This is a genomic window from Corynebacterium sp. KPL2680 (assembly GCF_040225675.1).
GTDB classification, from domain to species: domain Bacteria; phylum Actinomycetota; class Actinomycetes; order Mycobacteriales; family Mycobacteriaceae; genus Corynebacterium; species Corynebacterium rhinophilum.
In genome coordinates, this window is sequence record NZ_JBEHFM010000011.1 from 58,400 (window position 1) to 78,511 (window position 20,112).

The window sequence follows — 20,112 nt, forward strand, 5'->3', positions numbered from 1 at the left end:
CCTTAAGCCAATAGGTCCGCGCCAGGCCTAGAAAGTACGGCGACCAAGAAGGTGGAATGCTCCGAAAATAGCTTCATGTCCCAAGAAGAGAACGTGAAGTCAACGCGGTAGCCCACCTTCTGCGCCATATCAAGGAAGTCCTGGAATTCCCATCCGCGGCCTTCCCCAAAGCCGGTGACGAAGCGCCCGCCGGGGGTCAGCGAGTTAAAAATATTTCGCAGGGCTTCCTCGCGGCCGTCCACGGCCAAAAAGCCCATGACGTTTCCCGCAGAAACAGCGAGGTCAAAGGGTCCTTCAGGAACCTCTTCGGTGCACAGGTCTCCGACGAACCATTCGCCGTCTGGGAAGTCATGTTCGGCGTGTTCGATCAAAATGGGATCCACGTCGATGCCCACCACGCTGTGTCCGCGGCGCAGCAATTCCCCGCCGACGCGGCCGGTTCCACAGCCGGCGTCGAGGATGGTGGAATTGCGTTCCACCATGGCATCGACAAGCCGGGCCTCCCCATGAATGTCTTTGCCCTGCGCCTCAAGCATCTTCCATTTGCGGGCGAAATTATGGGAGTGGGCGGGATTGGCTTCGGTAACTTCTTTCCACGTAGGCATAGATTCGATTATATTACCCACCGTCGGTGTAAGCTTTACCCGCTGCTTAAAACGTGGCCCGTTTTACTACTTGATTGCGTTACTATCCGCACTACCGTGCAAAGGAGGCTGAAACGATGCCGTCCGTACCCACGCCCTTTAGGGGCCGAAAGAAACCCACGCCTCCTAGTCAGCCTTCCTTCCCACCGGTTCCCGCGGAGCGCGCCATCGAGCACTGCCGCGTCTTCGTCGATGGTGAGGCCCTACCCGGCGAGTATTCCGCGCATTCCGCCCTGGAAACCGTGGCGGAATATGGCCGCGGGTTTGTCTGGGTGGGCCTGCATGAGCCCTATGAATCCCAGATGACGAAGATCGCTTCGCAATTTGGCATCCACGAGCTCATCGTGGAAGACGCCGTTATGGCCCACCAGCGACCGAAGCTGGAGCGCTACGATGACCAGCTCTTTGTGGTGGCGCGCTCGGTGAATTACCGCGACCACGATGAGGTGAAAGATAAGCGCCAGATCATTTCTACGGGCGAAATTCAGATGATCATGGGCTCTAACTTCATCATCACCGTCCGCCACGGTGCAAAGCTGCCCACCAAGCCCTACCCAGTCGAAGACGAGCAGGACCTGGTGGAGCTCGGCCCTGTCGCCATGGCCTGGAAGATCCTGGACATGATGGTGGACCGCTACTCTGAGGTCGCGCGCCTTATTAGCGATGAAGTCGATGAACTCGAAGAGGAAATCTTTACCCCGAACCTCAAATTCGACGTCGACCGCATTTATATGTTCAAGCGCGAAGTCTTGGAAATGAAGCACGCCATTTACCCGCTGTCTGCGGCGTTAAAGGCAATGGTTTCGGATCACAAGGACCTCATCTCCAAACAGATCCGGTCCTACCTGCGCGATGTCTATGACCACGAGCTCGTGGTCAATGACTTGGTGGCCAGCTTCGATGAACGCCTGACCTCGCTTATTGATGCCTCGGTGGCCAAGGTCACCATGCAGCAAAACTCCGATATGCGCACCATCTCCGCGGTCGTCGGCATGTGGGCCGCGCCGACCCTCGTCGCCGGTATTTACGGCATGAACTTCGATATCATGCCGGAGCTGCACTGGGCCTTTGGGTATCCCATGGCAATAATCATCATGGTCGCAGTCGTTGGCGGACTGTGGGCGTGGTTCCGGAAGAACCACTGGCTCTAGCTGCGCTTATCCATAATCATGGTGCGCAGCGTGGTGCGTGCAACTAGGGTGTCTCCTTGGCGCATTTCTACGCTCCACACGTGGGTCCGCGTGCCCAATTGAATGGGGGTGGCCACAGCTTCTAGCTCGCCCTCACCTGTCGCCTTGATGAAGTCCGTGGAGTTATTGACCCCCATCGCTGGGGCATCGGCAGCCGCGACGCTGGCAAGGGAGGCCACCGTTTCCGCGATGGTGCAATATAGCCCGCCATTCGCCACGCCCCACGGTTGGTGGTGCTGAGGGGTCACGGTGAGGTGTGCGCGGGCCTCGGTCGGGCCCACGCGGTCGAAGGTGAGCCCGATGAACTCAGCAAGCCCGCCGTTAACCGAATTTAGTTTCTCCAGTTCCTCCTCGTTGAGCAGGCGCGTATGCGCGGTATGGAGTAAGTCATTGAGTATCTGGGTATCTGACATAGCCTTCAAGCTTAGCCGCCAGCGCGGCGAAAGTGAGGCGGTGACGTAGGATAGGCACCATGACTGAAAAGAACGAACTCGCGCACATTGGTGTTGTCGGCCTAGCGGTAATGGGCTCCAACCTAGCCCGCAACTTTGCCCGCAATGGCAATACCGTCGCCGTCTATAATCGCAGCCCAGAAAAGACCCACGCCCTCATTGAGGCCCACGGCGACGAAGGAAACTTTATTCCTTCCGAGTCCATCGCGGATTTCGTGGCTTCCTTGGAGCGCCCCCGCAAGGCCATCATCATGGTGCAGGCGGGCAAGGCCACCGATGCGGTCATTGACCAGCTTGCCGATGCCATGGATGACGGCGATATCATCATCGATGGCGGCAATGCGCTGTTTACGGATACCATTCGCCGCGAAAAGGAAGTGGCCGAGCGCGGTAAGCACTTCGTGGGCGCTGGCATTTCCGGCGGCGAAGAAGGCGCCTTGAACGGCCCATCCATCATGCCTGGTGGTCCGGCTGAGTCCTGGGAGACCCTCGGCCCCATCCTGGAGTCCATCGCCGCGGAGGTCGATGGCACCCCGTGCGTGACCCACATCGGCCCGGATGGCGCCGGCCACTTCGTCAAAATGGTCCACAACGGCATCGAGTACGCCGATATGCAGGTCATCGGCGAGGCCTACCAGCTGCTGCGCTACGGCGCTGGCATGGAGCCTGCCGAGATTGCGGAGATTTTCAAGGAATGGAACTCCGGCGACCTGGACTCCTACCTCATTGAGATCACCGCCGAGGTACTGGCCCAGAAGGATCCGGACACGGGCTCCCCGCTTGTCGATGTCATCTTGGACGCCGCCGGCCAGAAAGGTACCGGCCGCTGGACTGCCATCAATGGCTTGGAATTGGGCGTGCCAATTACTGGTATCGCCGAGTCCGTCTTTGCCCGCGCACTGTCTTCTTCGAGCCAGCAGCGCGCCGCCGCGCAGGAGGGACAGCTTCCAGCAGGCACGAACGCGGACTTCGACATCGACAAGGATGCCTTCATCGAAGACGTTCGCCGTGCGTTGTATGCCGCCAAGCTCATCGCCTACTCCCAGGGCTTCGATGAGATCAAGGCTGGTTCCACCGAATTCGGTTGGGATGTCGATCCGCGCGACCTAGCAACCATCTGGCGCGGCGGCTGCATCATCCGCGCTAAGTTCTTGGACCGCATCCGCGAGGCATTTGATACCAATCCAGAGCTTCCCGCCCTCATCCTGGATCCCTACTTCAAGGGTGAGCTGGAAGACCTCATCGAACCGTGGCGCCGCGTCGTCGTCGCTGCAACCCAGATGGGCCTGCCGGCTCCGGTCTTTGCCTCCTCGCTGTCATACTACGACAGCCTGCGCGCCACCCGCCTGCCCGCCGCCCTTATCCAGGGCCAGCGCGACTTCTTTGGTGCGCACACCTTCAAGCGCACCGACAAGCCCGGCACCTTCCACGTCGAGTGGTCCGGTGATCGCAGCCTGACGCAGACGGATTAAGCGCTGCATATAAAAAGGGAGGACCTGCACCGTGCAGGCCCTCCCTTTTTAGTACCTGGTGTTAGACCAAGCCGAGCCACGCCCAATAGGTGGCAGAGAGCAGCAGGATGAGCAGGTATCCGACGATGGTCAGCGGGATACCAGAGCGAAGGAATTGCTTGGTGCTAAAGGCGCCGGTGCCATAGGCCAGCATATTTTGCGGCGCGGAGACGGGCAGCAAGAACCCGAAGCAGATGACGAACTGCTGGATGACCACGAAGCCGATGCCGCTGTTGGGCACATCCAGTGTGGCGGCCAAGGCGATAAAGACCGGGATGAGCGCGGAGGCCAGCGAGGTAGCAGAGGCAAAGCCCAAGTGGATCAGGATATTAAATAGCGATACCAATGCAATAGTTGCCAGAATCGGCAGCGAATCCAGCCCCATAAGCCCAAAGGTCTTTTCTGATAACCACGTGGCAGCGCCCGTATCCAGCAGGAACGAGCCGAGGGAAATGCCAATGGCAAAGACGATGAGGGTACCCCAGCTCACGGATATTTGCGCTTCTGGCCAGGTAAACACGCCGATCTTCGGTAACAGCATCAGGGCAACGGCCACCGCAGTAATGACGGCCGAGCTAATCGGGTGCAGCAGTCCCTCCGTGGCCCAGAAGAAGAGCAGGAGAAGGGAAAATCCGATGAGCCTTTTCTCTTCCGGTGAGGTGGGCCCGAGGTCCTCTAGCTGCTTGGCGATGAGCTCCTTTCCTCCCTCAATGCGCTCCGTTTCCGGTTTGATGACAGCGCGCATGATGAAGTACAGCGCAATGGACATCAGGATGGACCAGGGCGCAGCCCAGATGAACCATTGGCCCCACGAGACCGACTGCCCCATTTGATCCTCGATAAAGCCCACCGCCACGAGGTTTTGGGCGGCGGCGGTCTTAATGCCCACATTCCAGATCGATACGGCCTGCGCTGCGGTAATGACGAGCAAGGCGCCCAGCTTTGACTCATAGGACAGGCCGAAGGCGGCTACCATACCGAGCAAGATGGGCACTACGGCGCCTGCACGCGCGGTGGCAGAGGGAACGAAGAACGCCAAGATGATGGCGATCGCAATGGCGCCGATAACGATGTGGGAGGTCTTCTCCCCCGCGATCTTCAGCACGTACAGCGCAATCCGTTTATGCAGGCCCGTAGCCTGCATCGCTCCGGCCAAGATTAGCGCCGCGGCCACAAGCGCTACCGCAGACGAGGAAAATCCTGCCATCGCGACCTTGAGGGCGTTGGAGGTGCCGTAGATACCATCGGATTCTGGATCCGGCCCGAGCCCCAAAAGTAGGGAGATAAGGCCGACGATCAGCAAGGCGCTCACCGGATAGCTCACGGCCTCGGTCACCCACATGATCACCGCAAAGGCCAGCATGCCTAGGGCCACTTTAGCGGGCCAGTCGAGTCCCGGAATCGGGATAAGTAAGACGACCGCTAGGGCCAGGAAGGCCAGCGCGAACCACACGGCATCAAGGTGAAATTTCTCCTTCTTCGTGGGTTCTGTAGATTCCTGCGGCGAGGAGTGGGAAGAAGAACTGGCTGTGGATGCTTGTGCTTGAGCCATGGAGACGACTCCTTAACAGTTCGTTGTGGCCCTGGGATGGGCCGGTGAGTGGAGGAATAAATCTTGCGTGCTTCCCAGCACCACCTTCCACGTTAGGTAATAACCAGTGAAATACCTAAAGTAGGGACCTATTTTTGCTATGGGATTTCTCACTTGTACGGTGGTCCACCAATCGTGCGCTGCCCGATGCAGGATTTTGCGCACCCACCGGTTAGAATTGCCCAACGATGACTACTTTTGCCGAACTCGGCTTACCTCAGCGCGTGGTTCACGTTCTACACAACCAAGGAATCACGGAAGCATTTCCCATCCAAGCCGCAGCCATCCCGGATGTACTCGCAGGCAAAGACGTACTTGGCCGCGGGCCTACCGGTTCCGGAAAGACCTTTACCTTTGGGCTTCCCACATTGGCCCGATTGGCTGGCTCGGGGGCCTCTACCCCGGGCCAGCCCCGCGCGGTCGTGCTCGCCCCCACCCGCGAGTTAGCGACGCAGATCCAGCAACGCCTCGATGAACCCGCCGCCGCATTAGGGCTGCGCGTTCTCGCGGTGGTCGGCGGCGTCAATATCAACCACCACATCCGCTCTCTGGCGCGTCCAGTGGACCTCTTAGTCGCCACACCTGGTCGCGCTCAGGATCTCATCGCACAAGGCAAGTTGTCCTTTGACAAGGTACAGATCACTACCTTGGATGAGGCAGACCAGATGGCCGATATGGGGTTTCTTCCCCAGGTGCGCAAGCTTTTAAACTACACCCCACCCACCGGTCAGCGGCTGCTTTTTTCTGCGACCCTCGATGGGGATGTTAATAAGCTGGTCGAGCAATTCCTGCACGATCCCGTGATCCACTCCACGGCTCCCGTCGCCGCAGCGGTGGATTCGATGTCGCACCACCTGTTTTTCGTGGGTGATCGCCCCGCTCGCAACGAGGTGGTTATGCGCATCGCCGCGCGCGCAGGCAAGACCATCATGTTCATGCGTACCAAGCACGGCGTGGATAGGCAGGTGAAAAAGCTTCGGCGTGCCGGCATTAACGCTTATCCACTGCACGGGGATAAGGGCCAGGGCGCGCGCACCCGCGCCATTTCTGGCTTTGCCGATGGCTCCATTCCAGTCCTGGTTGCCACCGATATCGCGGCGCGCGGCATCGATATTGCAGACGTTTCACTCGTCGTCCACGTGGATCCGCCTGCAGAACACAAGGCCTACCTCCACCGCGCAGGGCGTACTGCGCGCGGCGGCGCAACAGGTACGGTGGTTACCTTGGTCACCGATGAACAGCGTTCAGAGGTAGCTGCCCTCATTAAAAAGGCCGGTGTGAGCGCTACCGAATACGATATTTCCCACCGCGAAAATCCGGCCGGTGCTCCTGAGCTGCGCACGGTCGCCGGCGCCCGCAAACCCCACGGACCAGCCCTTCCCCCACCGGGGCAAGACGGTTCTCATAGCTCGGACCAGCAACAAAAGAAACAACCCCCACGCCAACAGAAGCGGCAGGTTGGTGGTGTCAGGAGGGGTAAGGGGCGGCGTCGCTAAGCGCTAGCGCAATAGAAAGGAGGAGACGCCCGTGCAGGTTTTATCTACCGCTGACTGGACCGCCCGCATGGATGAGCACGAACGGCGGGCGGCGGACCGACTGGAGAGGTTTCGCCATCCGGGCAGCTATCATCCCGTATTTGATTTCCTCTTTGAGTATTACCCTGTCCGCCCGTCGCACCTAAAGCGCTGGCACCCGGGCATTGACACGGCGCTCGAGGGTGACGCGCCGCAGGCTAGCTGGCGCGATTACCACGAGACTGCGGACGGCATCACCGTGGACGTGGAGTCCTATATGCAACGGCGCGGAAGTTCCGTTGACTATATTTTGGATCTGCTGCGGCGCTCTGCCACCAACCCGGTGCACTTTGATTGCTTTGGTCTGCATGAATGGGCGATGGTTTACCACACCGATTCCCCACGCCATGATCTCCCGCTGCGCTTAGGCGCAGAAGGAACCAACCGCGTCGTTGATACTCATTCCCTAAAGTGCTCGCATTATGATGCGTTCCGTTTCTTTACTCTGCCGGCGCGCCCGCTCAATCTGACGGTGCTCCACCGTGAGGATCAACCTGCCAATGACCAAGCAGGCTGCGTGCACGTGACCATGGACCTTTATAAATGGGCGTGGAAGCTGGGGCCCTTGGTCCCAGGCGATCTCTTCCTCGATTGCCTGGATCTGGCTATCGATGCCCGCATCCTTGACATGGAGGCCTCCCCGTACGATTGCCGTAATTGGGGCCTTGGGGTAGTTCCTATTGAAACACCAGAGGGCAAGGCGACGTATGTCAACCGTCAACGGGGCCTCGCGCAGCGAGCGCAACCGCTGCGCGAGCGGCTTGTCGCAGTAATGGAAAGGGCTTATTGCCAGTTACACTAGATTAAACGCATCATGCGCTGGCTCGGGAGTTTTGGAGAAAGGCACTACATGGCACGGCACTCAAACGGGGAAAACAGATTCGCACTAGCTGGCTGGGTTATCGCGGTTATCATCATCGCAATCCTTGCCGTCATCGCACCGTTGATTTTCCTGTTGCGCGCTGGGGATGACTCTGGAGAGCCTACGGCCGCAGAAACCGCGTCCCAATCCCCTGTGGAAAGCAGCCCAGGAGTCTCCTCCTCCGCTCCGAGTACGCCGGACGACGGCGAAGAGGCTTCGGGCTCGGCTTCCTCTTCCACCGTGGAGATGGCCCCCAATACTCTCCTGCTCGTTGATACTTCTGCGAATATGACCGCGATGTTTGATGCAACGCAACAGGCGCTATCTGGCACCGCGGAAAAATTGAGTGACAACAATAGCCAGGTAGCCTTGTGGAACTATTCGTCCCCCATTTCGGAGGCCGCGTCGGTGGGGTACCGCGATAACCTCGGATTCGGCAATGGCCCTGCGGTGCCGAAGACACTCGCGGCATTCGGCACCGGTGGGGTGCCGCAATCGCGCAGCGCCACAATTGCCGCGCTGAACACCGCTGCGGATCAGGCCGCCGGTACCAACCGGAAGGCACGGGTGCTCCTCGTGACAACGGGCACCGAGCTCGATATGGACGATGCCCAGTTTGCCGCCGCTCTTGACGGCGCGAAGTCAGACAACGTAGAGCTATCCGTCGTCCACGTGGGCCCAGGGGCTATCGATGAACAGCTAAAGAACGCCGCTGACAACTTCACTAGCGTCGATGCGGGTACGCAGGAGGACCTCAACGCCGCGATGGATAAGGCCGCTGGGGTTTAAACAAAAAGTTCTCCCTCCACCCCCGTGAGCTGGGGTCTGGAGGGAGAACTTATTAAGAGGACTTAGGAACTCTTGCGGTTGCGGCGAGCGGCGAGCTCATCCAAGCCAACCACGTTGTCATCGGGCAATTCCTCGATGCGCTCTGCGGGGAAGGACGTAATCGTGCCGGACAGTTCCTTCAAGATTCCCGGCACTGCGATGCCGAAGACACCCTGCCCGCCGGCGAGAAGGTCAATGACCTCATCATTGGAGCGGCACTCGTACACGGTAGTGCCATCAGAGACGAGGGTGAGCTCAGCCAAATCGTTAACGCCGCGGTCATGCAACGATTCCACGGCCAAACGGATATTCTGCAGGGAAATGCCGGTGTCGAGCAGGCGCTTGACAATCTTGAGGACCAAGACGTCCTTGAAAGAATAAAGGCGCTGTGAACCCGAGCCGCGGGCGGTGCGAATGGAGGGGTTGACCAAGTTGGTGCGTGCCCAGTAGTCCAACTGGCGATAGGTGATGCCAGCAACCTGGCAGGCGATGGGCACGCGGTACCCCACTTCTTCGTCCGGTCCCACATCAAAGAGGGATTCTTGGACGTACTGGGACTCGGACTGAGTATCCTCGGTGATGCTCACGTAATTACTCCAATGGGGTTTGTTGGAAGCTCTAAAGATCAATTAAATGCCAAGCGCACACCCCCGTCAAGCGGTGGCTGCTTAACCTTCGAGTACAACTTTAGACTTTAAAAACCACATTGTCACCATTAGTCACACGCGTGTCATTAATTTTTTTCGTCTTCTTCCCCCGTGTGGAAATCGGATTCATCCATGCCAAGGCTGCGCATCATCTCTTCGAAATCGGCATCGGCCTGCGCGTTTCCGGATGCAGAGGTGCTTTCCTCGGCGGAGGAGGCATCGCTGTCTTCCCATTCCTGTGTGGGGGTAGGAAGCTCGAGGTCGAAGTATTCCTTAATGTCCTCCTCGCTGGCGAAGACGGATACCTGCGCCAAGAGCGCAGATTCGGCAACGATGGGCACCTTAAAGTACTCGGCTACCGCCAAGGCATCGCTTACACGCGCATCAAAAACTTCACCTTGCGCGGTCTGAATATCCACCATGAAGGTGCCTTGATGGTGGTTGACAATCTCGATGGCGTCGACGCCACCTGCAGCCTCTAGAACCTCACAGAGAAGATCGTGGGTCGTGGGGCGGTTCGGGCGCTGGTCAGCAAAAACAGCGGCCAATTGGATTCCGTCTACGGCTGAAAGCCAGACGGGAATGAGGCGATTCTCTTCGGGCCACCGCAGCAGCGCGCAGACATCATCTTCTGGCCCAAGCTGGTGAATGCCGTGAAATTCAAGGGTTACATCACTCATAGCTACCACTCTCCCACAAGGGAGGCTGCCATGGTGAGTTAGGCGTTAAATTCGTGGCGCAAATCCGTCTTTACCAGGGTGGCGTGCAAAGAAACGACCAGCGCCGTCATCTGCTGGGAAAGTTCCTCTGCCTGCTGGTGCGCGGTATCGGAATTCGAGTGCGCCACGGGGGCCGCAACCTGCGAAATCAAATCTGCTTGGCGGCGTGCGCTATTGCGCAGGGACTTCAGCTGGCTAGCGCTAAAGCCGAAGGCCTGCAACGCTACCGCGGCAGAAGCAATGGCCACGTCGTCGGTATTGAAAAATCCCGCGGCATCCGGCTTAATCAGCTTGTCCTTGATAAAGGTGGCAATATCCGCCTCGGTTGCTCCGGCCTGCTGTGCTACCTCTGCATCGGTCAGGCGTGTTACCGCGGGTGCTTTGAACTGCTGTGGAGACAGCAAGGTCTCCGCATTGCCAGCAGAAACAATGGCGGTGACCTGGCCGGAATCCATTGCTTCCAGCTGCTCGCGAATGACCTTGAGCGGGGTGTAGTTATCCCGCTGTGTGGTCAAGATGTAGCGCAGCCTATCCACGTCTTCCTGCGTGAACCGGCGGTAGCCGGAGGCGGTGCGCTGGGGAGAAATCAGCCCCTCTGATTCGAGGAAGCGGATTTTAGACACAGTGACATCAGGAAATTGCTGATTCAGCGTTTCTAAGACCACGCCAATGGACATGGTCTTAGCCTTCTTCGTGTTCGGGCTCTTGCGGCGAGCTGATGCCGCCGCGGATTCTGCTGCGCTCACTGTGTCTATCTCTTTAAAAGTGTCTCAGTAGTCGTTGGATATAAAAAGGAGACTAAACCGCTTTAACCAAGGACGGCAAAACGGTTTGTCTGCTGCGGTTTTAGTCCTGCTTGGTAATGAAGACGAGGCGGAATTTACCGATCTGAATCTCATCTCCAACCTCGAGCACCTGCGAGTTACGCGGCTCGCGGTTGACGTAGGTGCCGTTCAGGGATCCCACGTCTACTACCTCGAATTGGCCGTCATCATTCTTGCGGAATTCAGCGTGGCGGCGGGAGACGGTGACATCATCCAGGAAGATATCTGCCTCTGGGTGGCGCCCTGCCGTGGTGGTGTCCTGATCCAGCAGGAAGCGGGCACCGGCATTGGAGCCGCGCTTGACCACAAGCAACGCCTGGCCGTCCTCCAAGTTTTCCGTACCTACCGCAGAGGTCTCGGTTCCCTTGGTGCCATTTTCCATTTCCTTGAGCAGGTCAGCGCGGAATACAGAGGTGGTCTCCACCTGTGGTTCCGGGGTTCCGGTGTTCTCGCTCATTGTTACCTCCGGGGATTAGTTTTGAGTTACTTATACCAATAATAGCGACTCTACCGAGTCTTTGATCTCTCAGTGGGCAATTATTTCACCGGAAAATGTTTCCGATGCCGCTCAACACGGAATTTCCCTGCCCCGCAAGGGGGTTATCAGAGACCATATAGGTCCACGTTGCGCTTGGACGGTTCAACCCAGAGTCTGCTAGGTGTGCCCCCTCGGCGTCAATAGGCACCTGCCTGAAGGTCTCTACGGCCTGATCTACCGCCCGCTGCGCCAAGTCCTTAAATTCGCGCACCGCGATGCGGTGATATTCGTCAATTGGGGTCTCGCGCGCGATGGCGCGCAGGTGAATGGATTCGCGCACATCATCGAGCAGCTCGAGGTGGTCTGCCCAGCCCATGTCCAGGTGATACAGCATGATTTCGCGCGCTGCCTGGATGCGCGCCGCCTCCGGGATATCCGCAAGCTCGCTCGCCCGCTCTGGGGCGCGCTCGGCTAGTTCCTGCCAGGCTTGGTCCGTATCCAATAGCGTTGCACGGCGCTTATCGATGATGATGCGCTGATCCGCCAAGAGCTGGTTATACTTCCAGGTCTGGGCGTGAATCTCTAGCAACTGGCCCTCTGTCACCCGCTGGCAATGGGCTACGAAGTCATGCACCCGTTTGGATTCGATGAGCCCGCCAGGGCCAGGTTGCGCGCTGACCTTTTCCCCAGCTCCGCCTTGTTGCACCACATCATCTTCCAGGGAGACGAAAAATAGCGCCAAGCCTGGGTCCCCTTGGCGCCCTGCACGCCCGCGCAGCTGGTTATCGAGCCGCGCGGTGCGGTGCCGAGAGGTTCCGATCACGGCAAGGCCGCCGCGCTCAGCCACCTCATCGTGGTCGGCCTCATCGGCGCCGCCGAGCTTGATGTCCGTACCGCGGCCGGCCATTTGTGTGGAGACGGTTACCCGCCCAATATCGCCGGCTTCGGCGACAATCTGTGCCTCTTCGCGGTCATTTTTGGCGTTAAGCACGTTGACTTCAATATCGCGATCGCGCAAGGCCTCAGCTAAATTTTCTGATTCCGCCACGTCTTGGGTTCCCACAAGTACTGGTTGACCGGCTTCGTGCAGGTGGGCAATTTCTTCGACGATGGCCGCTGACTTCTCCCCTATGGTGGCAAAAATGCGATCTTGTTCATCGAAGCGCTGCAGTGGCTTATTCCGATCGATAACGGAAACGTGCAGGTCATAAAATTGCCGCAGCTGGTCGGTGGCCTCTACCGCAGTACCCGTCATTCCACAGACCAGCGGGTACCGTCGCATGAGTTCTTGCAGTGTAATCGTATCGAGGATGCGCCCGCCCTCAGAGACTTCCAAGCCCTCTTTGGCCTCTACCGCTGCCTGCAGCCCGTCGGGCCAGCGTTGCAGATCGGCGACGCGACCACGGGAGGCATCGATAAGCTGCAGCTTGCCGTCCACCACGATGTAGTGAATATCGCGTATCAACAGCGCCTTTGCGTGCAGCGCCAAGTTAACTTTGACGAGGACGGTGCCGATATTGTCCTCGGAATAAAGGGAATCGATGCCGAGCTCTCGCTCTACGCGGGCTGCGCCTACATCGGTAAGCTGCACCGTGCGCCCGTCATCTGAGATGACGTACTCGTGGTTCTCTCGGAGGCGGGAGACCACATTGGTAATTTGTCCCGTGGGAGCCTCACCGGGGCGATTTCCGGCCAGCACCAGCGGTACAAGGGCCTCATCCACTAGGACGGAATCGGCCTCGTCCACCAAGGCGACGTCGCCAGGAGCCTGCACCGTCTGTGCGCGTTCGGTGATCTGGTTATCGCGCAATAGGTCAAAGCCCAATTCATTGACCGGGGCATAAATAATATTCTGCGCATAGGCCGCGCGGCGCTCATCCGCGCTCATACCCTCAGTCACGGAGGCTACCTGCAGCCCAAAAAATTCCACGACAGGCCGCATCCATTCGGCATCGCGGCTGGCCAGATAATCATTGACCGTCACGACGTGGACGCGCTTTCCAGTGAGCGCAAAACCCGTTGCGGCCATCGCGCCAACGAGAGTTTTGCCCTCACCGGTAGCCATTTGAATGACATCACCGGTAAGCAGTCGCAGTACCGCCTGCGATTGCACGGTGAATGGGTGCAGGCCCAGGGTGCGTTCACACGCTACGGCAAGGGCGCCCAGGAATTGGGCCTTGTCTGCGACCTCGCCGCCGCGCACCGCATCGCGGGCGGCTTGGGCCACGGCAGCATCGTCGCTCTGCGCGAATTTATCCGCGGCGGAGCGAGCTTCATCCACGATGGCCTTGGATTTCTTATCGTTTCGCTCGCTTTGCGAGCCCATCGCTTTCCAGAACCAATCGAATGCTCCCACGACAATTCCTCCTTTAGGGACTGGCTGCCTACGACTCTAGTCAACCTCATCTGGCTTGGAACTTATGGGGCCGTTATTGTAGGTGCCATGCAATCCGTCAATGTTAAGCTGCCGTCCAGCCGAGGAACCGAGATGGCAGGAACCATCGACTTTCCTGATGCTCCCCCTCTCGCCTTCGCCGTCTTCGCGCATTGCTTTGCCGGCTCGCGCCATACCCCTGGCGCGGCCCGCACCTCGAAGCAATTAACGGAATTCGGTATCGCCACCTTGCGCTTTGATTTTCCCGGTTTGGGGCAATCAGAAGGCGAGTTCGCGGACACCACGTTTAACCAGAATGTCGACGATATCCGCGCCGCCGCGGACTGGCTAGAAGAACACTATTCCGCACCACAGATGCTCATTGGTCACTCCTTGGGCGGCGCAGCGGTGCTCAAGGCCGCCACGGCAATGAAAAAGATTCGCGCCGTGGCCACCATCGGCGCCCCCTTCGATCCCGCGCACTCCGTGCTGCACTACGCGGATAAGATCGGCGAGGTAGACGCTAATGGCGAGGTCGAGGTCGTCTTGGGAGGCAGGGCCCTGACCATTTCGCGTAAATTCCTGGAGGATCTGGCAGAAACCAATCCGGAAGAATACCTACCGCGGTTGCGCAAGCCCCTCTTGTCCCTGCATTCCCCCATCGATCAGACGGTGGGCATCGACAATGCGCAAAATATCTTCCGCATGACCCGCTACCCCAAATCCCTCGTTTCGCTGGATAAGGCCGATCACCTGCTCACCAAGCAGGGAACCGCAGCCCGCGCCGCTGATCTGATCGGTGCCTGGTCCCAGCAATTTATTGTTCCCGACTATGAGCCCGAGGAAGTGGGCACCGACGCCGCCGTTGCCCGTCCCGCTACCGGCACCAAGTTCGGCGTCGTGGTGCGCCACAATGATCACTCCGTGACCGCGGACCGCACCAAAAAGGAAGGCGGCAAGGGCAAGGGCTTTACCGCAACCGGCCTGCTCATGTCGGCCTTGGCAGCTGCCTCCACCCAGGCCATCAAAGAGGCCGGCAAGAAGCTTGCGCTTGACGATGTCCACGTGACCATCACCCAGACCGGTACCACCTCCTTCGAGCGCCGCATCGAACTAAAAGGCTCCTTGAGCGATTCCGATATCGATGCACTGCGCGCAGCCGCGCGTGATACCGATGTCGAGCGCACGGCCGCCGGCGCCACCATCACCGATATCGTGGACTCCAACTAATGGTGGCCCTCAATCCCATCGCCGATTCCCGCCGCTGCCCCTGCACGAGCGGGCTGAGCTTTGGCGAATGCTGCGGCAAGTACCATGCCGGTGCCAAAGCTCCCACAGCCGAGGCCTTGATGCGGTCACGCTTTAGCGCCTTCGTCAGCGGCGATGAGGACTACCTCCTGCGCACCTGGGATCCGGTGACTCGGCCGAGCTCATTGGACTTGGCTGACTCCCCCATCCGGTTCTACCGCCTCGATATCCTCGATACCGAAGGCGGTAGTCTTGTAGACGATGAAGGCATCGTGGAATTTGAGGCCTTCTACAAGGGCGAGGCAGTGGGCTCCCAGCGGGAGCGATCGTCTTTCCGGCGCCTGAATGGCGCATGGGTCTATTCCACCGGCGAGCTTTGATGCAGGTCATGGCCTTGATTTCACTGTGGAATTATCCTGATGTAATCTAGGGCAGTCGCAACAAATAATGCGACGCCGGGCTATGGCGCAGTTTGGTAGCGCACTACACTGGGGGTGTAGGGGTCGCAGGTTCAAATCCTGTTAGCCCGACAAATTATCCCACGGCTATGGATTTACTTCACGGCCGTGGGATTTTCTGTGTGCCTCGCCTACACCGCAAATAGGATGGCGAGACCAAGCAGTATAAGCACCGTGGGGAATAAAACGCTCTCCCACTTCTCTAGTGCTTCTGCTACGGCTGGCCGTGTGGCCACAAATTTCGCCGCCGCTACAAGGCCTGCGACCAAGACGAGGAATACGACGCAGTACACCGCGATATCTGCGGGCGAAGACGTGGTAAATACCGGCAAGTACACACCGATATTATCGCCGCCATTGGCAAAGGTGACCCCGGCTACCGCAGCGATACTGAGCTTCTTTCCAGAAACGTCATCGTCGTCTTCCCCGCGAAAAGCCTCCCAGGCTGCCCAGATACCAATGGCTAAGGGAATAAGCCCGAAAAAGCGTATCCAGTCTTCCGGAAGAATGGCGCTAAGTCCCAGACCGAGTGCTACAGAGACCGCGAGGATTCCCAAAAATCCCAGGTACTGGCCCAAAAGGATGGCTTTGGTCGTGCCCTTCCTGCCCGCGCCACGGGCAAAGAATAGCGAGAGAACAACGATATCGTCGATATTGGTGACGATGAATAAGACGATTGCGGATGCGAGAGTAGTAATCACCTAATCAGCTTAACGTATCCACCGATGACAATTGTCATGGAAACTTCGTGACACGACCCCTGTTATTAAAAGCGCAAACGTAGTTAAGTGCAAGACATGAAAACTACACGTATCCCTAACTCAGGTTCCTCAACAGCGATTGAGGTACGCGACGTAGAAAAAGTCTTCGCAGCGAACTCCTCGCATTCAGTGCGAGCACTGAATGACGTATCAGTCTCCATCGCCACCGGAGAAATCGTAGCGTTGTTAGGTTCCAACGGCGCTGGAAAGTCCACACTCATTGACCTTATCTTGGGCCTTACCGAACCTTCTTCCGGCGCTATTACAGTCCAAGGCAAAAGCCCCCAGGAAGCGATCAACAACACACAGCTAGCAGCGGTGCTCCAATCCGGAGGTCTTCTCCCCGAGCTCACCGTAAGCGATACCTTAAAGATGATTTCCGCTACCTTTGCCCAGCCCCTAGACATTGGCGAGGTCGCACATCACACCAACTTAGAACCGATATTGTCTCGACGAGTGGGCAAGTGCTCCGGCGGCGAGCAACAACGTCTTCGTTTCGCGCTTGCGCTCCTGGGTGACCCACAGATACTCATCCTTGACGAGCCGACTGCCGGTATGGATCCAGGCGCTCGCCGGGATTTTTGGGCGTCCATGCAGCACCAGGCTGAGCTCGGGCGCACCATCTTCTTCGCGACACACTATCTCGAAGAAGCAGACGATTTTGCTGAAAGGATAGTGCTTTTGCACAAAGGGGAAGTTGTGGCCGATGACAAGGTAATTGACATACGTAGCCGCGGCGAGGTCCGAAGAATTACGGCCCAATTTGACGGCAGTATTCCTCCAGTCAGTGCGCTACCAGGCGTTACCGAAGCCACCCGCACTGGAGATCACATTCAAATGACTACCTCAGATTCGGATTCACTGGCCCGCCATCTTCTTAACCATACAGGCGCTTATGACCTCACCATTAGCGCTCATAGTCTGGAAAATACTTTCCTTGCGCTTACCGATGAGCACAGCTAACCCATTTCTCCTCCCGCCAGCCCCCAAACGAAAGATTCCAACCATGTCTAATAATTCCACCGCGCCTGGGTTTAGTAACACAATGCGTTTTGCTGGGTACAATTTCCTCCGGCTAAGCCGCAACCTCGCCCCGCTATTTTTCACCACCATTTTGCCGGTATTTTTCTATTTACTTTTCGGCACACTAATGGACTTTGGCAACCTTCCCATTCACAACGGTAACTTTGCAGCTCTCCAAATGATCAGCATGGCCCTGTACGGCGGCGTCGCCGGTGCGGTGGGAGCCGCTGCTGCTTCAGTCACTGATGCTCGATCCGGTTGGAGACGCCAACTAGCGCTTACTCCGCTGCGGCCTCACCAGATCTTCTGGGCGAATATCACCTCCATAGCATTGCAAGCTCTGCTACCCATTGCAGCAGTGTTTCTCACTGGTGAATTAACTAAAGCTGACATGGAGCCCCACCAATGGGTTCTGTCCTTTCTTGCTTGCGCGATTGTCTCAATTCCCGTTGGCTTATATGGGATGATATGGGCACTTGCTTTACCGACGGATAACTCCGTGGCCATTGCTTCTTCCTCTATTGTCCTCCTGCTGTTCGCCGCCAATGTCTTTATCCCCCTATCTTCCTCACTTATGGCGTTTGGCCGCTTTACACCCCTTTTTGGCCCAGTCGTGTTGGCTCAATGGCCATTGGCAGAAGGGATGCAACTGCTAAATGATGCCGATGGCACGGTTAACCATTCCTTGTGGAGCGCGGGACTAAACTTCGCCGTATGGACCGCAATTTTCGTCGGAGCCTGCGCAATGCTGCTCCACCGCGACAAATCACGAATGTAATGGATTCATTCCACTCGCCCTTCAAGGGATTCGCTACAAATAATGCGGTGTTTGCCAGCGTTTGGCTTATATTTCTGCTCTTTGGCTTAATTCTCAATTTCGCTCAGCCTGGTGTGGACGCTACGCAGCGCCTAGGTTCCACTGCCTGTGTTATCGCTTTCAGCGCCCTATATTTCTTCAGCTTTGGTTCGGTGACTTACTACCCGCGGGGCTGGAACTTACGTTATCGCTTGGCCGCTCGGTGGTCTGCCTTAGCGCTCATAGCACTTATCTCCATACCCTTCTTTGGAGTGTATGCCACCACATTTGTGCCCTATCTAGCTGCAGTCCTCGGGTTTCAATTACCACTGCGCCGGGCATTATTATGGGTACTTCTTACCGGGCTCGTAGTCACAGGTGCCTTATGGAGCGTCGATTCGCAGGACCTCTTAGGGACATTCATTGTGATATTCGGCTGGCCAATTTTGCTGGTGTTGCTAGGCACAATGTCTCAAAGGGAAGACTCGCGCACGGATTTAGAGCATCAACTCGATCTCGCTCGCCAACGCGAAGACATTGCCACCGACGTCCATGATTTGCTCGGCCACTCGCTTACCGTCATCAATTTAAAATCTGAGTTGGCACATCGGCTCGTTGACGTAGATCCGACTCGAGCTCGAAACGAGCTTCGAGAAATAAGTGACCTTTCCCGTAAGGGTTTGGCAGAAGTCCGCTCCACAGTTACCCGGATGCGCACGCCGACCTTGGCGGGAGAAGTTCAGGCAGCACGGCGAGCGTTCGATACCACAGGGATTCAGGCGCATCTTCCTGCCAACGTCCGAGCCGTTGGACTTTATGACGCAGCCTTTTCCTGGGCACTTCGCGAGCTCACCACTAACGTTATTCGCCACTCAGGCGCAGAGCACTGCTGGGTAAGCGTAACCCAAAATAAGCTCCAAGTCGTAGACGATGGTTGCGGCTTCGATCCGGAAAAGCAGTACCAAAGTGGCGGGCTACACGGGCTGCACAAGCGAATGGAGGACAGCGGCGGAAAGTTGATTACTATGAGGAAGGACGACCGCACCGTAGCGCTGATTACTATGAACGGTGATACCGAATTACTACCCTTGGACAGTGAAATTGGTTCCGATGGCTGATACATCTCCACCCATCCGTATCCTTATCGCAGAGGATCAATCATTGGTTCGCGGTGCCCTTGTCGCTCTCCTAGCTACCGAACCAGATATCGAGGTAGTTGCTCAATGCGCAACGGGCAACGAGGTTGCGGGGCTCGTTGCCAAGCACAATGTGGAGGTAGCTCTACTCGATATTGAAATGCCTGGAAAAAGTGGTCTAGACGTAGCTGAAGAGCTCTCCGGCAGTCCATGCAAATGCCTCATCGTTACTACTTTCGGCCGCGGCGGCTATGTAAAACGTGCTATAGATGCCAACATCGCTGGGTTCATAGTCAAAGACACTCCCCCAGAACAACTGGCGGAGGCAATTCGCCGGGTGAAGGCTGGGCTCCGGGTTATCGATCCTGCCCTGGCACGAGAGAGTCTTTTTACCCCGGACAACCCGCTCACACCCCGGGAACGAGAAATCGTGCGGCTTTTATTATCTGGGGTGACTTCCTCAGAACTGGCGCGCAAAGTGCATCTTAGTCCAGGCAGTGTGCGCAACGTCGTGTCAAGTATCATGACAAAAACCGCTGCGAACAACCGCTACGAGGCTGCGACGAAAGCCCAAACTCAGGGCTGGATTTAAAGAACAAATTTTTCTCCAGCCCAATTGAACCGCGTTTCCAGAAAAATCGGCCATAGACATAAGCTTAAGCCCCGCTCCTGTCTGGAACGGGGCTTAAGCGTTATTTAATTAGAAATTAGGGCGAGAACTACTTGTTCTCGTCGTCACCGTCGTTATTGGTGCCGAGCTTGTCATCAATGACGTCGCGGGCCTTGTCTACCTGGTCTGCCTTGTCTTCGCCCAGCTTGTCCTTGGCAAAGTCCTCGGCCTTGTCCAAACCTTCGTTGGTAACTTCCTGGCCCTTTTCGGAGTTCAGTGCTTCCTTTGCCTTGTCAAAGATACCCATTGCTAATCCTTTCGTTGTTTACTTCATCTAACCATTACCGTGCGCGGCAACACTGCCCACGATAACGACGCTGCCGAGA

At 57.4% G+C, this 20,112-nt stretch carries 21 protein-coding genes and 1 tRNA gene; 12 read left to right on the forward strand and 10 right to left on the reverse strand.

Features of this window, described 5'->3' with window-relative positions; all coding sequences use genetic code 11:
* Positions 1-2: 2 nt before the first annotated feature.
* The gene (locus tag ABRP66_RS07065) at positions 3-605 is read right to left on the reverse strand and encodes a class I SAM-dependent methyltransferase (RefSeq protein ID WP_126319020.1); all 603 of its coding nucleotides are present in this window, start codon (positions 603-605) and stop codon (positions 3-5) included.
* A 116-nt stretch (positions 606-721) separates the two neighbouring features.
* On the opposite strand from ABRP66_RS07065, the gene corA reads away from it, so the two are divergent.
* Entirely contained in the window at positions 722-1,795 is a 1,074-nt protein-coding gene (corA, locus tag ABRP66_RS07070) for a magnesium/cobalt transporter CorA (protein ID WP_349838512.1), read from the forward strand.
* Here the strand turns inward: corA and ABRP66_RS07075 are convergent.
* Positions 1,792-2,247, reverse strand: a complete 456-nt coding sequence (locus ABRP66_RS07075) for a PaaI family thioesterase (protein WP_349836013.1) — start codon at positions 2,245-2,247, stop codon at positions 1,792-1,794. The two genes, corA and ABRP66_RS07075, sit on opposite strands and share 4 nt — an antisense overlap.
* A gap of 59 nt (positions 2,248-2,306) precedes the next feature.
* On the opposite strand from ABRP66_RS07075, the gene gnd reads away from it, so the two are divergent.
* Positions 2,307-3,758, forward strand: coding sequence for an NADP-dependent phosphogluconate dehydrogenase (gnd, locus tag ABRP66_RS07080; protein ID WP_349838513.1), 1,452 nt, complete (start codon positions 2,307-2,309; stop codon positions 3,756-3,758).
* 61 nt (positions 3,759-3,819) lie between these two features.
* Here the strand turns inward: gnd and ABRP66_RS07085 are convergent, their stop codons facing one another.
* Positions 3,820-5,349, reverse strand: coding sequence for an SLC13 family permease (locus ABRP66_RS07085; RefSeq protein WP_349838514.1), 1,530 nt, complete (start codon positions 5,347-5,349; stop codon positions 3,820-3,822).
* Between the two features lie 227 nt (positions 5,350-5,576).
* Between ABRP66_RS07085 and ABRP66_RS07090 the strand changes: the two genes are divergently transcribed.
* The 3 genes from ABRP66_RS07090 (at position 5,577) to ABRP66_RS07100 (ending at position 8,613) form a co-directional block, all read left to right on the forward strand.
* Positions 5,577-6,884: a DEAD/DEAH box helicase gene (locus ABRP66_RS07090; protein ID WP_349838515.1), complete on the forward strand. Its 1,308-nt coding sequence runs from the start codon at positions 5,577-5,579 to the stop codon at positions 6,882-6,884.
* Positions 6,885-6,951: 67 nt separating this feature from the next.
* Positions 6,952-7,764, forward strand: a complete 813-nt coding sequence (locus ABRP66_RS07095; RefSeq protein ID WP_410757594.1) for a 3-methyladenine DNA glycosylase — start codon at positions 6,952-6,954, stop codon at positions 7,762-7,764.
* 48 nt (positions 7,765-7,812) lie between these two features.
* Positions 7,813-8,613 (forward strand): vWA domain-containing protein, encoded by an 801-nt coding sequence (locus ABRP66_RS07100; protein WP_284770691.1) that lies wholly within the window; start codon positions 7,813-7,815, stop codon positions 8,611-8,613.
* 62 nt (positions 8,614-8,675) lie between these two features.
* On the opposite strand, the gene ABRP66_RS07105 is transcribed toward ABRP66_RS07100, so the two are convergent.
* The 5 genes from ABRP66_RS07105 to secA2 all read right to left on the reverse strand — a co-directional run bounded on the left by ABRP66_RS07105 (position 8,676) and on the right by secA2 (position 13,676).
* Positions 8,676-9,239 carry a MerR family transcriptional regulator gene (locus tag ABRP66_RS07105; RefSeq protein ID WP_005282882.1) on the reverse strand — a complete coding sequence of 188 codons (564 nt, stop codon included), beginning with the start codon at positions 9,237-9,239 and terminating at the stop codon, positions 8,676-8,678.
* 146 nt (positions 9,240-9,385) lie between these two features.
* Positions 9,386-9,979, reverse strand: coding sequence for a bifunctional nuclease family protein (locus ABRP66_RS07110; protein ID WP_284852422.1), 594 nt, complete (start codon positions 9,977-9,979; stop codon positions 9,386-9,388).
* Between the two features lie 38 nt (positions 9,980-10,017).
* Positions 10,018-10,764, reverse strand: a complete 747-nt coding sequence (ftsR, locus tag ABRP66_RS07115) for a transcriptional regulator FtsR (protein WP_284770693.1) — start codon at positions 10,762-10,764, stop codon at positions 10,018-10,020.
* A gap of 100 nt (positions 10,765-10,864) precedes the next feature.
* Positions 10,865-11,299 (reverse strand): oxoglutarate dehydrogenase inhibitor Odhl, encoded by a 435-nt coding sequence (gene odhI / locus ABRP66_RS07120; RefSeq protein ID WP_023022279.1) that lies wholly within the window; start codon positions 11,297-11,299, stop codon positions 10,865-10,867.
* A gap of 85 nt (positions 11,300-11,384) precedes the next feature.
* Positions 11,385-13,676 (reverse strand): accessory Sec system translocase SecA2, encoded by a 2,292-nt coding sequence (gene secA2 / locus ABRP66_RS07125; RefSeq protein WP_284852424.1) that lies wholly within the window; start codon positions 13,674-13,676, stop codon positions 11,385-11,387.
* An 87-nt stretch (positions 13,677-13,763) separates the two neighbouring features.
* Between secA2 and ABRP66_RS07130 the strand changes: the two genes are divergently transcribed.
* The 3 genes from ABRP66_RS07130 (at position 13,764) to ABRP66_RS07140 (ending at position 15,472) form a co-directional block, all read left to right on the forward strand.
* Entirely contained in the window at positions 13,764-14,924 is a 1,161-nt protein-coding gene (locus ABRP66_RS07130) for a bifunctional alpha/beta hydrolase/OsmC family protein (protein WP_284852425.1), read from the forward strand.
* Positions 14,924-15,322: a YchJ family protein gene (locus tag ABRP66_RS07135; RefSeq protein WP_284852426.1), complete on the forward strand. Its 399-nt coding sequence runs from the start codon at positions 14,924-14,926 to the stop codon at positions 15,320-15,322. The genes ABRP66_RS07130 and ABRP66_RS07135 overlap by 1 nt, the downstream gene beginning before the upstream one ends.
* Positions 15,323-15,398: 76 nt before the next feature.
* Positions 15,399-15,472: transfer RNA gene (locus ABRP66_RS07140), tRNA-Pro, on the forward strand.
* A gap of 59 nt (positions 15,473-15,531) precedes the next feature.
* Here ABRP66_RS07140 and ABRP66_RS07145 read toward each other — a convergent pair.
* On the reverse strand, positions 15,532-16,101 hold the full coding sequence (locus ABRP66_RS07145) for a cadmium resistance transporter (RefSeq protein WP_284771852.1): 570 nt from the start codon (positions 16,099-16,101) through the stop codon (positions 15,532-15,534).
* A 96-nt stretch (positions 16,102-16,197) separates the two neighbouring features.
* On the opposite strand from ABRP66_RS07145, the gene ABRP66_RS07150 reads away from it, so the two are divergent.
* The 4 genes from ABRP66_RS07150 to ABRP66_RS07165 all read left to right on the forward strand — a co-directional run bounded on the left by ABRP66_RS07150 (position 16,198) and on the right by ABRP66_RS07165 (position 19,708).
* Positions 16,198-17,124: an ABC transporter ATP-binding protein gene (locus ABRP66_RS07150; RefSeq protein ID WP_284852427.1), complete on the forward strand. Its 927-nt coding sequence runs from the start codon at positions 16,198-16,200 to the stop codon at positions 17,122-17,124.
* Between the two features lie 82 nt (positions 17,125-17,206).
* Complete coding sequence (locus ABRP66_RS07155; RefSeq protein WP_349838522.1) at positions 17,207-17,962, forward strand: ABC transporter permease; 756 nt, start codon at positions 17,207-17,209, stop codon at positions 17,960-17,962.
* A complete protein-coding gene (locus tag ABRP66_RS07160) occupies positions 17,962-19,098 on the forward strand; it encodes a sensor histidine kinase (RefSeq protein WP_349838523.1) in 1,137 nt (378 codons plus the stop codon). Before ABRP66_RS07155 ends, ABRP66_RS07160 begins: the two co-directional genes overlap by 1 nt.
* Complete coding sequence (locus tag ABRP66_RS07165) at positions 19,091-19,708, forward strand: response regulator transcription factor (RefSeq protein WP_296089779.1); 618 nt, start codon at positions 19,091-19,093, stop codon at positions 19,706-19,708. Before ABRP66_RS07160 ends, ABRP66_RS07165 begins: the two co-directional genes overlap by 8 nt.
* 127 nt (positions 19,709-19,835) lie before the next feature.
* On the opposite strand, the gene ABRP66_RS07170 is transcribed toward ABRP66_RS07165, so the two are convergent.
* Positions 19,836-20,033: an antitoxin gene (locus ABRP66_RS07170; RefSeq protein WP_023022261.1), complete on the reverse strand. Its 198-nt coding sequence runs from the start codon at positions 20,031-20,033 to the stop codon at positions 19,836-19,838.
* Between the last annotated feature and the right edge of the window lie 79 nt (positions 20,034-20,112).